The 11,608-nt window shown below is 62.1% G+C and carries 10 protein-coding genes and 1 tRNA gene; all 11 read left to right on the top strand.

Annotated features, from left to right (window positions below; translation table 11 throughout):
- Positions 1 to 560: 560 nt before the first annotated feature.
- Positions 561 to 2,543, top strand: coding sequence for an acetate--CoA ligase (gene acs, locus LPA37_RS15470; protein ID WP_228979181.1), 1,983 nt, complete (start codon positions 561 to 563; stop codon positions 2,541 to 2,543).
- 123 nt (positions 2,544 to 2,666) lie between these two features.
- Complete coding sequence (locus LPA37_RS15465) at positions 2,667 to 3,014, top strand: DUF4212 domain-containing protein (RefSeq protein ID WP_228979179.1); 348 nt, start codon at positions 2,667 to 2,669, stop codon at positions 3,012 to 3,014.
- 4 nt (positions 3,015 to 3,018) lie between these two features.
- The gene (locus LPA37_RS15460) at positions 3,019 to 5,037 is read left to right on the top strand and encodes a sodium:solute symporter family protein (protein WP_228979177.1); all 2,019 of its coding nucleotides are present in this window, start codon (positions 3,019 to 3,021) and stop codon (positions 5,035 to 5,037) included.
- 95 nt (positions 5,038 to 5,132) lie between these two features.
- Positions 5,133 to 5,222 (top strand) — tRNA-Ser (locus LPA37_RS15455).
- Positions 5,223 to 6,087: 865 nt separating this feature from the next.
- On the top strand, positions 6,088 to 6,246 hold the full coding sequence (gene napE / locus LPA37_RS15450; protein ID WP_228979176.1) for a periplasmic nitrate reductase, NapE protein: 159 nt from the start codon (positions 6,088 to 6,090) through the stop codon (positions 6,244 to 6,246).
- 72 nt (positions 6,247 to 6,318) lie between these two features.
- A complete protein-coding gene (locus LPA37_RS15445) occupies positions 6,319 to 6,654 on the top strand; it encodes a chaperone NapD (protein ID WP_228979175.1) in 336 nt (111 codons plus the stop codon).
- Positions 6,626 to 9,118: a periplasmic nitrate reductase subunit alpha gene (gene napA, locus LPA37_RS15440; RefSeq protein ID WP_228979173.1), complete on the top strand. Its 2,493-nt coding sequence runs from the start codon at positions 6,626 to 6,628 to the stop codon at positions 9,116 to 9,118. Before LPA37_RS15445 ends, napA begins: the two co-directional genes overlap by 29 nt.
- A 10-nt stretch (positions 9,119 to 9,128) precedes the next feature.
- Positions 9,129 to 9,623: a nitrate reductase cytochrome c-type subunit gene (locus tag LPA37_RS15435; RefSeq protein ID WP_228979171.1), complete on the top strand. Its 495-nt coding sequence runs from the start codon at positions 9,129 to 9,131 to the stop codon at positions 9,621 to 9,623.
- A gap of 9 nt (positions 9,624 to 9,632) precedes the next feature.
- Positions 9,633 to 10,247: a NapC/NirT family cytochrome c gene (locus LPA37_RS15430; RefSeq protein ID WP_228979170.1), complete on the top strand. Its 615-nt coding sequence runs from the start codon at positions 9,633 to 9,635 to the stop codon at positions 10,245 to 10,247.
- 11 nt (positions 10,248 to 10,258) lie between these two features.
- Complete coding sequence (ccmA, locus tag LPA37_RS15425) at positions 10,259 to 10,948, top strand: cytochrome c biogenesis heme-transporting ATPase CcmA (RefSeq protein WP_228979168.1); 690 nt, start codon at positions 10,259 to 10,261, stop codon at positions 10,946 to 10,948.
- Positions 10,936 to 11,604: a heme exporter protein CcmB gene (gene ccmB, locus LPA37_RS15420; protein WP_228979166.1), complete on the top strand. Its 669-nt coding sequence runs from the start codon at positions 10,936 to 10,938 to the stop codon at positions 11,602 to 11,604. The genes ccmA and ccmB overlap by 13 nt, the downstream gene beginning before the upstream one ends.
- Positions 11,605 to 11,608 lie beyond the last annotated feature (4 nt).

Raw genomic sequence — 11,608 nt, 5'->3', positions numbered from 1 at the left:
TGTGCAACAACGTCTACGTATGCGGTCGCTTGCGGTTCCGCGCGACCGTGTCAGGCGCGCTATTGTACAGCGTCCTCCCGGTTTACCCGAACGGCGCGGGCAGTCACGACGCGACGGGCTGCACGCGCTTCATCTTCAGGCTGGCGGGCGCGATGCCCGCTACGACGCATGCCGCGTCGCCTGTAGACGTCGGCACACCAGGTTCAACCCTGGTGTGCCGGCATGCCCAATTGTCTGACTCATTCAGCAAACCCATGCCAACATTGGGCCGCTTCAGTTAGCATTGAAATCCCTGCGCGGATGCAGGTGCGTCTGCCGCGCCGGTCTTCGCGTCAACTCGCGTCAACGTAAGTGCCCGGTAAGTTGCGGCCTTTATGGTGAGAGGCAAATCAGGCAAGTGGCCGGTGATGAATCACGGCACAACAGCATCACGCGGTGCGCCACAGGTGAAGAACATGGCGCACAGGCAGGAGACAATGCGGCACGCGGCAGGGCACGCACGTGTACTTCAGGCGCGTTCGCACGGATTTTCAGATTTCATCTTCACGAAGGGGTAGTCGATGTCTGCGATTGAATCGGTTCTTCAGGAACACCGCGTCTTCCCGCCATCCGCCGATATGTCGGCGCAGGCTTCCATACCCGGCATGGACGCGTACCGTGCGCTCGCCGCCGAAGCGGAGCGCGATTATGAAGGCTTCTGGGCGCGTCTCGCACGTGAAACACTGAGCTGGAAGAAGCCCTTCACGAAGGTGCTCGATGAATCGAACGCGCCGTTCTACACATGGTTCGAGGACGGTGAACTGAACGCGTCGTACAACAGCATCGACCGTCACGTCGAAGCCGGCAACGGTGGGCGTGTCGCGATGATCTTCGAGGCCGACGACGGCACCGTCACCAACGTCACGTATCAGGACCTGCTGCAACGCGTATCGCGCTTTGCCAACGCGCTGAAAAAGCGCGGCGTGAAGAAGGGTGACCGCGTCGTGATCTACATGCCGATGTCGGTCGAGGGCGTCGTCGCGATGCAGGCCTGCGCGCGCATCGGCGCCACCCATTCCGTCGTGTTCGGCGGGTTCTCGTCGAAGTCGCTGAACGAGCGGCTCGTCGACGTGGGCGCGGTAGCGCTCATCACGTCCGACGAACAGATGCGCGGCGGCAAGGCGTTGCCGCTCAAGAACATCGCCGACGAAGCGCTCACGATGGGCGGCTGCGAAGCGGTGAAGAGCGTGATCGTCTACCGGCGTACCGGCGGCAAGGTTGCGTGGACCGAAGGGCGCGACCTGTGGATGCACGAAATCACGCAGGCCGAGTCGGACCAGTGCGCGCCGGAATGGGTGGGCGCGGAACATCCGCTCTTCATTCTCTATACATCGGGTTCGACCGGCAAACCGAAGGGCGTGCAGCACAGCACCGGCGGCTATCTGCTGTGGGTTGCGCAGACCATGAAGTGGACGTTCGACTGGAAGCCCACCGACGTGTTCTGGTGTACTGCCGACATCGGCTGGGTCACGGGTCACAGCTACATCACGTACGGGCCGCTGGCACTCGGCGGCACGCAGGTCGTGTTCGAAGGTGTGCCCACGTATCCGAACGCCGGCCGCTTCTGGGACATGATCGGCAAGCATAAGGTCAGCGTTTTCTATACGGCGCCCACGGCCATCCGTTCGCTGATCAAGGTTTCCGAAGCCGATGCGAAAGTGCATCCGAAGAGCTATGACCTGTCGTCGCTGCGCATCATCGGCACGGTCGGCGAGCCGATCAATCCGGAAGCATGGATGTGGTATCACGAGAACGTCGGCGGCAAGCGCTGCCCGATTGTCGATACGTGGTGGCAGACCGAAACCGGCGGCCACATGATCACACCGCTGCCGGGCGCGACGCCGCTCGTGCCGGGTTCGTGCACGTTGCCGTTGCCGGGCATCATGGCGGCCGTCGTCGACGAAACCGGGCAGGACGTGCCGAACGGGCAGGGCGGCATTCTTGTCGTGAAGCGTCCGTGGCCCGCGATGCTGCGCAACGTGTGGGGCGATCCGGAGCGCTACAGGAAGAGCTATTTCCCCGAGGAACTCGGCGGCAAGCTTTATCTCGCGGGAGACGGCGCGGTGCGCGACAAGGACACCGGCTACTTCACGATCATGGGCCGTATCGACGACGTGCTCAACGTGTCCGGTCACCGCCTCGGCACGATGGAGATCGAGTCGGCGCTGGTCGCGAATCCGCTCGTCGCGGAAGCGGCCGTGGTGGGCCGCCCTGACGATACGACGGGCGAGGCCGTGTGCGCGTTTGTCGTGCTGAAGCGCACGCGTCCAGAAGGCGAGGAAGCCGTGAAGATCGCGAATGAACTGCGTGCGTGGGTCGGCAAGGAAATCGGCCCGATCGCGAAGCCGAAGGACATCCGCTTCGGCGAGAACCTGCCGAAGACGCGCTCCGGCAAGATCATGCGCCGCCTGCTGCGCTCGCTCGCGAAGGGCGAAGCGATCACCCAGGACGTGTCGACGCTGGAGAATCCGGCGATCCTCGACCAGCTCGGCGAATCCCTTTAAGCGTTACGTGTTCGCGGCCGGCGGCGCGGTTTGCCGCTGGTCCGCGCTACAACCTGCATTGAACGAAGCCACTGCGATGACAATCCTTATTGCCTGGGCAGTGGCTTTTTGATACACAGGCGCATGGCCGCGCCAAACCACACCGCCCGTCAAAATATCAATCCACCGCCCGAACCGCCACCGGTCTCGGAAGCGATGGCGCGCGCGCATCAGCGCTACTGGCGTTTCAATCTCTGGCTGATCGCGACGCTCATGGCGATCGGTTTCGTCGTTTCGTTCGTCGTGCCGCTGGCCGCGGGCCCGTTAGCCAGTGTGCGTTTCGCCGGTTTCAGCCTGCCGTTCTATATGGGCGCGCAGGGTGCGATTCTGGTCTACCTCGTGCTGATCGCCGTGTATATCGTGCTGATGCAGCGCGCCGATCGCGTGTTGCAAGCGGCACGCGAAGCCGATATCGCGAGCCGGAAACCCTGAGCCGATGAAGCTGACCCATCGACTCATCCGTTCATACGCGTTCTATACGCTGGGCTTTCTCTTTTTCATCTACGTGCTGTGGTGCATCGAACGCGCGACCGGCGCGGGCACGTGGATCGGCTACGTGTTCCTGTTCATACCGATTGCCGTTTATGCCGTAATCGGACTGCTTTCGCGCACTTCCGATCTCGTCGAATACTACGTCGCGGGGCGGCGCGTGCCGTCTGCGTTCAACGGCATGGCGACGGCCGCGGACTGGCTGTCGGCGGCTTCGTTCATTGGCCTTGCGGGCTCGCTTTACGCAACCGGTTACGACGGCCTCGCCTACATGATGGGGTGGACGGGCGGCTACTGCCTCGTCGCGTTCCTGCTCGCGCCGTATGTGCGCAAGCTCGCGCGCTACACGATTCCCGATTTTCTCGGCACGCGCTTTTCGAGCAACGCCGTGCGCGGCCTCGCCGTGTTCTCCGCGATCCTGTGTTCGTTCGTCTATCTCGTTGCGCAGATTCAGGGCGTCGGGTTGATCGCGACGCGCTTTATCGGCGTCGATTTTTCCATCGGGATTTTCTGCGGGCTGGCGGGCATTCTCGTGTGTTCGTTTCTCGGCGGCATGCGTGCGGTCACCTGGACGCAGGTCGCGCAGTACATCATCCTGATCGTTGCGATCCTGATTCCGGTGTCGATGATCGCGCACAAGGATGGACTCGGCTGGGTGCCGCAATTCAACTACGGCCGGTTGATGGAGCGGGTCGAGACGCTCGAGCGGCAGGTGCGCGACGCGCCACCCGAGCAGAGGGTCCGCGACAACTTCCGGCAGCGCGCGGCTACCATGCAGGCGCGGCTCGACGCACTGCCTCAATCTTTCGTCGACGAGAAGAGCCGGCTGACACAGGAAATCGCCGATCTGCGCCGGCACAACGGACCGCTGCGCGACATCAACGAGCGCGAGCGCACGCTGGCGGCGTTTCCGCGCGACGCCGTGGCCGCGCACAGCATATGGACGCAGCAGCGCGACGAGATGCTGCTGCGCGCGTCGGCACCTGTGCCGATGTCCGAGGCGTTTCCTGCCGTGAGCGGAGAAGACAGCAACCTTCACCGACGCAATTTTCTCTCTCTGCTGCTGTGTCTTTCGCTGGGGACGGCGAGTCTGCCGCATATTCTGACGCGCTATAACACGACGACATCGGTGGCGTCGGCGCGCAGGTCGGTGGGGTGGACGCTGTTTTTCGTCGCGCTGTTCTATCTGACGGTGCCGGTGCTTGCGGTGCTGATCAAGTACGAGATCCTGTCGAGTCTCGTCGGGCATCGATTTGCCGATCTGCCGCAATGGGTGATGCAGTGGCGGCGGATCGAGCCGTATCTGATCGGTATTTCGGACATGAACGGCGACGGCATTGTGCGCTGGAGCGAGATCCAGATGCAGCCCGACATGGTCGTGCTCGCGGCGCCGGAAATCGCGAGGCTGCCGTACGTGATGTCGGGGCTGATCGCAGCGGGCGCGCTGGCCGCTGCGCTTTCCACCGCCGATGGTCTGCTGCTGACGATCGCGAACGCGTTATCGCACGATGTCTACTATCACATGGTCGATCCATCGGCATCGAGCCAGCGGCGGGTGACCATCTCGAAGATCCTGCTGCTTGGGGTTGCGCTGTTTGCTTCGTACGTGGCTTCGCTGAATACAGGGAATATCCTGTTTCTGGTGGGCGCCGCTTTTTCGATCGCGGCTTCGAGTCTGTTTCCGGTGCTGGTGCTGGGCGTGTTCTGGAAGCGCACGACGCGTCGTGGTGCGGTGGCGGGAATGGTGGCGGGGCTCGTGGTGTGCATCTACTACATCGTGTCGACGTATCCGTTTTTCACGCAGCTGACGGGTTTCACGGGCGCGCGCTGGTTCGGCATCGAGCCGATCAGTTCGGGCGTGTTCGGCGTGCCGGCGGGGTTTCTCGTGGCGATCGGCGTGAGTCTCGTGGACCGCAAACCGGACGCATGGACGCGGGCGCTCGTGGACTATATCCGGCATCCCTGAGTACGTTGCCTCGCGATGCTTTTTGCGGGTGTTTCACGCGCCGCGCAAGAGGGTGTGGCGCGGGCCCCAGAGTTTGCTATAATCTGCCTCCCGCCGGAGAGATGGATGAGCGGTTTAAGTCGCACGCCTGGAAAGCGTGTATAGGTTAATACCTATCCGGGGTTCGAATCCCCGTCTCTCCGCCAGATATGAATGATAAGCCGTTGAATCTAAAAGGATTCAACGGCTTTTTGTTTTTTCAACTCACGATTTGACTATCAAATGATAAGGGCGCCGCAACATTTGAGGTCACGTCGAAAAGGTCGCGAAGAAGCGGACGTCCGATGAGTGCGCAGGCGCCGAACTTCCGGATGCGGCCGATACAGTTGAAAAATCCGGTCGTGATGTTCGATGGGTCCAAGCTCCCGTATCAAACTTGATCGACCTGACCGGCGATCGCTCGCCAGGCGGCAAAACTGGAGTCTCCACGTACTCTGGGTCGTCCAGTGACATCCGTCTTCGGTGGCCGTCCGACGTATCAAAGCGGATCGTTCAATCGCGTGAGACACCATAGTAGTAGTGGCGCAATTAAAGCGGGCACCCCCGCAACCACCTTGGGCTGGCACAGTTCATGGCGATAGAGGGGCTACGTCACAATTCTGACCCGGCCGGCCAGCAACACAAAACGCATTACGCACAAGAGGTCACTGCGCAGACCGGATTCGGGCGCGTTCCCGTTGACCAGGTGCGAAGTGTTCAATAAGTGTGCGGCGCAGCAACCCGGTGCGCGAGAGCGAATGCAGACAAAAAAACCTCACTCATGAGATACCGCCTGATGTGCCCGTGTCGATATCCAGGGTGGCTTCCTGATTCAATGCGTCCGCTCCCTGCATTCGCGGGGTCCGTCGGCTTTCTTGTCTCCGGCAAGCCCGCTGTTCCAATGTTCCAGGGCATATCAACATCACAGTCATTTCAAATTTCAATTAATAGCCTTGACGAATGGAAGACCGGCGACAACAATCAGTGATACCAAACATCAAAATCGCGTAACCCGAGACATACCCCAATGCCATGACCGACGCTAAAGAAGGCCTTCGCAAAACCGAGGAACTTCGCAGCTTCCTGTTTCTCACGGCCGTCATGGTGCCCGTATTGACCGTGATGTTTATTGCCGCATATGGGTTTGTTGTCTGGTTCTATCAGATTCTGGTTGGCGGTCCACCGCATTGACAGCCGTTCCTGCAAAGTCTCCGTGCAGTCTTATTCGCCTGTTTATTAAAACGCTGTGCCGGGAGTCGTCAGATGGCTTCACACGCGCAAAAGCTGGTGATAAACGTTGTCGACGTTCCGCAAGCCCATATTGCCGGCATCGTCGTTCATGCGGATAACAGGCAGATAGAGGCCATCCGGCACGCCGTTTCGATACTTCCCGGCGCGGAGATTCACGCAGTCAGCCCCGCCGGAAAACTGGTGGTCACGCTGGAAGCGCAGGAGTCGGAAGACATCATCGCGCAACTGAATGCGATTCACGCCTTGCCGGGCGTCTATTCCGCGTCGCTCATATACCAGCACCACGAAGATGTCGAATCGCTCGATGAGGAGACAGGCGATGAAACTGACGCGCCGGGCGTTTATTAAGCAAACCGCCGCGGCCACGGCCGCCTCCGCCGCCGGTATCACGCTGCCAGGCCTGGAAGCGCAGGCGGCGGGCGCGGGCGGCAACGACCTGACCTGGTCGAAAGCGCCATGCCGCTTTTGCGGCACCGGCTGCGGGGTCATTGTTGGCGTGAAGGCCGGCAAGGTTGTCGCGACGCAGGGCGATCCGCAGGCGGAGGTCAATCGCGGGCTGAACTGCGTCAAGGGCTACTTCCTCTCGAAGATCATGTACGGGGGAGACCGTCTGAATGCGCCGCTCCTGCGCATGAAGGACGGCAAATACGACAAGAACGGCGAATTCACACCGGTGTCGTGGGATAAGGCGTTCGACGTGATGGAGCAGCAGTTCAGGCAGGTGTTGAAGGCAAAGGGTCCGACGGCAATCGGCATGTTCGGCTCCGGCCAGTGGACTGTGTTCGAAGGGTATGCGGCGGTCAAGCTGATGAAGGCGGGCTTTCGCAGCAATAACATCGATCCGAATGCGCGGCACTGCATGGCCTCGGCGGTGACCGGTTTCATGCGCTCGTTTGGCATGGACGAGCCGATGGGCTGCTACGACGATATCGAGCAGACCGATGCCTTCGTGCTGTGGGGGTCGAACATGGCGGAGATGCACCCGGTGCTATGGACGCGGGTGACGGATCGCAAGCTGAGCGTACCGAAGACCAGAGTGGCCGTGCTGTCGGTGTTCGAACATCGCTCTTTCGATCTTGCGGATATGCAGATGGTCTTCGCGCCGCAATCCGACCTTGCGATCATGAACTACATCGCGAACTACATCATCAAGACGAATCGCGTGAACCGTGACTTCGTGACGAAGCACACCGTGTTCAAGGAAGGCAATACAGATATCGGCTACGGACTGCGGCCGGACAATCCGTTGCAGAAAGCCGCGAAGAACGCCGGCGATGCGAACGGTTCGAAGCCGATGGACTTCGACGCCTTCGCGAAGTTCGTGTCGAAATACGATGCGGCCTATGTGACGAAGCTCTCGGGCATCTCGAAGGTCAAGCTGGACCAGCTTGCCGAGCTGTACGCCGATCCCAACATCAAGGTGGTTTCGTTCTGGACAATGGGCTTCAACCAGCACACGCGCGGCACGTGGGCCAACAACATGGTCTACAACCTGCACCTGCTGACGGGCAAGATCTCCACGCCGGGCAACAGTCCGTTTTCGCTGACGGGTCAACCGTCCGCCTGCGGCACGGCGCGCGAAGTGGGCACCTTCTCGCACCGCCTGCCGGCCGACATGCTCGTGGCCAACCCCGAGCACCGCAAGCATGCCGAGGAAATCTGGAAGATTCCGCCAGGTACGATTCCCGACAAGCCGGGCTATCACGCCGTGCTCCAGAATCGCATGCTGAAGGACAGCAAGCTCAACGCGTACTGGGTGATGGTCAACAACAACATGCAGGCCGCGGCCAACATGATGCAGGAAACCCTGCCCGGCTATCGCAACCCCGATAACTTCATCGTCGTCTCCGATGTCTATCCGACTGTCACCGCGGTCGCTGCCGATCTCATCCTGCCTTCGGCGATGTGGGTCGAGAAGGAGGGCGCGTATGGCAACGCGGAGCGTCGCACGCAGTTCTGGCATCAGCTTGTGCCGCCGCCCGAGGGCGCGCGCTCGGACCTGTGGCAGATCGTCGAGTTTTCGAAGCGCTTCACCGTCGATGAGGTGTGGCCGGCGGAACTGATCGCGAAGAAGCCGGAACTGAAGGGCAAGACACTTTATGACGTGCTGTTTCGCAACGGTCAGGTGAATAAATTTCCTGCATCGCAAGTCGACGTGGCCTTTCGCAACGACGAAGCCAAAGCGTTCGGCTTCTACATCCAGAAGGGCCTGTTCGAGGAATACGCTTCGTTTGGCCGTGGCCACGGCCACGACCTTGCCCCGTTCGACGATTATCACAAGGCGCGCGGACTGCGCTGGCCGGTCGTCAATGGCAAGGAAACGCTCTGGCGCTACAAGGAAGGCTCCGATCCCTACGTGAAGGCGGGCACCGGCTGGGAGTTCTACGGCAACAAGGACGGCCGCGCCGTGATCTGGGCGCTGCCTTACGAGCCGCCGCCCGAAATGCCGGACAAGGAATACCCGTTCTGGCTGTCGACCGGGCGCGTGCTCGAACACTGGCACTCGGGGTCGATGACGCGACGCGTGCCGGAGTTGTATCGCGCGTTTCCGAACGCCGTCTGCTTCATGCATCCGGACGACGCGAAGGCGCTCGGACTCAGCCGCGGCGTCGAAGTGAAGGTCATGTCGCGGCGCGGCTACATCCGCACGCGGGTGGAGACGCGCGGACGCGACAAGCCGCCACGCGGGCTGGTGTTCGTGCCGTGGTTCGACTCGAGCCAGTTGATCAACAAGGTGACGCTCGACGCGACCGATCCGATCTCGTTCCAGACAGACTACAAGAAGTGCGCGGTAAAGATCGTCAGGGTCTAGGGGAGATGTCATGCGCCAGTGGATCGTACTTGCCGCCCTCTGTGGATTTTTGAGCCCGTTCGGCGCTTCCGCGCAGCCGGCGGTGCCCGACGTGCCGTTCCATGACAGCCTGCGCGGCACGACGCCGCTCGATGAGGAAACAAAGCCGCCCCTGATTTACCCGACCGAGAACAAGGATGTGATCCGTGGCCGTGCCTATGCGCAGCAGCCGCCGACGATCCCCCACAAGATCGACGGCTATCAGGTCGACAAGAACGCGAACCGCTGTCTCGCCTGTCACGCCCGCAGCCGCGCGGCGGAGAGCGGCGCGGTACCTGTCGGCGTCTCGCATTACACGGATCGCGCGGGCGTGACGCTCGGCAGCCTCGCCCCGCGCCGCTATTTCTGCACGCAGTGTCATGTTCCGCAAGCCGATACGAAACCGCTTGTGAGCAACACCTTCACGGACCTCGAGGATATCCGGCTGGCACCCGGCTCGAAGCCGGCTTCGAGCCACAAGAACTAGGGGCGCGCGATGCTCGACCTGGTGAAGCGCTACTGGCGCACGATCAACCGGCCAAGCGCGTATTTCAGCCTCGGCTTTCTCACGCTGGGCGGCTTCGTCGCGGGCGTGGTGTTCTGGGGCGCGTTCAACACGGCGCTCGAATTCACCAGCACGGAAGCGTTCTGCACGGGCTGCCACGAGATGCGCGACAACACGTTTGCCGAGTTGAAGACCACCATCCACTACACCAACCGTAGCGGGGTGCGCGCGAAATGCTCGGATTGTCACGTGCCCCACAACTGGACCGACAAGATCGCCAGAAAGATGCAGGCTTCGAAGGAGGTGTGGGCCAAGGTTTTCGGCACGGTCGATACGCGCGAGAAATTCCTCGACAAACGGCTCGAACTCGCCGAGCACGAATGGACGCGCATGAAGGCAAACGACTCGCTGGAGTGCCGCAACTGCCACTCGTTCGAGTCGATGGACTTTACGCGTCAGAGCGTAAGAGCCCAGAACGCGCATCAGACCTACCTCGTCACCGGAGAGAAAACCTGCATCGATTGCCACAAGGGCATCGCGCATCACTTGCCGGACATGACACAGGCGATGCGCGACGAACAGGCGCGACAGGCGAAGGGAAATTGAGGCGGGCGGCCATGCGTGCAACGAGCAGACCTGAAGGCGAAGCGGCGCCCGCGCTGTTGTCGGTCGCGTCGCTCGCGTTTTGCCGTGGCGGGGAAACGATCTTCAGTGACGTCAGTTTCGAAGCCGATGCGGGAGAGGTGCTGCAGATTCACGGCGCGAACGGCAGCGGTAAAACCACGCTTCTGCGGCTGCTGGCGGGGCTCCTGCGCCCGGCCGCGGGCACGATACGCTGGCGCGGCCTCGATACGCGCAGACAGTCCGAAACATGGCGCCGCACGCTCGCGTACGTCGGCCACGCAAATGCGGTGAGCCGTGACCTGACGGTGATCGAGAACGTGCGCTTCGCGGCGCGCCTCGGCGCGGCGAGCGCGCATGACGCAACCGCGGCCTGCCCCGAACGGGAGGTGCTCGGGCGGCTCGGGCTCGCAGGCTGTGAAAACCGCCTCGCGGGCACGCTCTCGCAGGGACAGCAAAGGCGTATCGCGATGGCCCGCCTGCTGATGGAATGCAAGCCGCTGTGGCTGCTCGATGAGCCTGCCGCCGCACTCGATGCGGAATCGACGCGGCTCATCGGCGCATGCATCGCAGAGCATGTCGAGCGTGGCGGCATCGCGGTCATGACGACGCACCTGCCAATCGATACGGCGCCGGATGCGACGCGCTACCTCTGTTTCGAGCGGGCCGCGTCATGCTCGATCTGATGGCGTGCGTGATGCGTCGGGAACTCGCGCTCACATGGCGGCGCCGCACCGACGCGCTCGGCTGCCTGCTGTTCTTCGTCATCGCGACGAGCCTGTTCCCGATCGCGGTCGGCTCCGACCCCAGGCTCCTGCATGCCATGGCGCCGGGTGTGCTGTGGGTCACGGCGCTCTTCGCGACGATGCTCTCGCTCACGCGGCTCTTCTCGCAGGACTTCGACGACGGGTCGCTCGACCAGATGCTGCTCACGCCGCAGTCGCTCTTCGCCGTGGTGTACGCGAAGATCGCCGCGCACTGGTTGACGGGTGGCTTTGCGCTTGTACTGCTCACGCCTGTGGTTGCGCTGCAATACGACCTCGCGGCGGACGCCGTCCTGCTTCTCACCGCATCACTTCTGATCGGCACGCCGGTGCTGAGCCTGATCGGATCGATCGGCGCGGCGCTGACAATCGGCGTGCGTGGCGGCGGGGTGCTGCTTGCGGTGCTCGTCCTGCCGCTCGAACTTCCGGTGCTGATCTTCGGCGTCGGCGCGGCAGATCCGTTGCGCGCGGGCGCGTGGAGCGAGGCCAACTTCTCGCTGCTGGGCGCAGGACTGATCGCCGCGCTGCTGCTCTGTCCGGCCGCGACCGCCGCGGCATTGCGGATCTCGGCGGAATGAACGC

This window comes from Paraburkholderia gardini (assembly GCF_907164545.1).
In the GTDB taxonomy this organism is placed as follows: domain Bacteria; phylum Pseudomonadota; class Gammaproteobacteria; order Burkholderiales; family Burkholderiaceae; genus Paraburkholderia; species Paraburkholderia gardini.
The sequence above is the reverse complement of the archived record's forward strand: the minus strand, read 5'-3'. Positions and strand labels throughout refer to the sequence as shown.

Coding starts and splice junctions, on each gene's coding strand:
- acs (WP_228979181.1), top strand. CDS start 561: ATGTCTGCGATTGAATCGGTTCTTCAGGAACACCGCGTCTTCCCGCCA.
- LPA37_RS15465 (WP_228979179.1), top strand. CDS start 2,667: ATGGCCGCGCCAAACCACACCGCCCGTCAAAATATCAATCCACCGCCC.
- LPA37_RS15430 (WP_228979170.1), top strand. CDS start 9,633: ATGCTCGACCTGGTGAAGCGCTACTGGCGCACGATCAACCGGCCAAGC.
- LPA37_RS15445 (WP_228979175.1), top strand. CDS start 6,319: ATGGCTTCACACGCGCAAAAGCTGGTGATAAACGTTGTCGACGTTCCG.
- ccmA (WP_228979168.1), top strand. CDS start 10,259: ATGCGTGCAACGAGCAGACCTGAAGGCGAAGCGGCGCCCGCGCTGTTG.
- ccmB (WP_228979166.1), top strand. CDS start 10,936: ATGCTCGATCTGATGGCGTGCGTGATGCGTCGGGAACTCGCGCTCACA.
- napA (WP_228979173.1), top strand. CDS start 6,626: ATGAAACTGACGCGCCGGGCGTTTATTAAGCAAACCGCCGCGGCCACG.
- LPA37_RS15460 (WP_228979177.1), top strand. CDS start 3,019: ATGAAGCTGACCCATCGACTCATCCGTTCATACGCGTTCTATACGCTG.
- napE (WP_228979176.1), top strand. CDS start 6,088: ATGACCGACGCTAAAGAAGGCCTTCGCAAAACCGAGGAACTTCGCAGC.
- LPA37_RS15435 (WP_228979171.1), top strand. CDS start 9,129: ATGCGCCAGTGGATCGTACTTGCCGCCCTCTGTGGATTTTTGAGCCCG.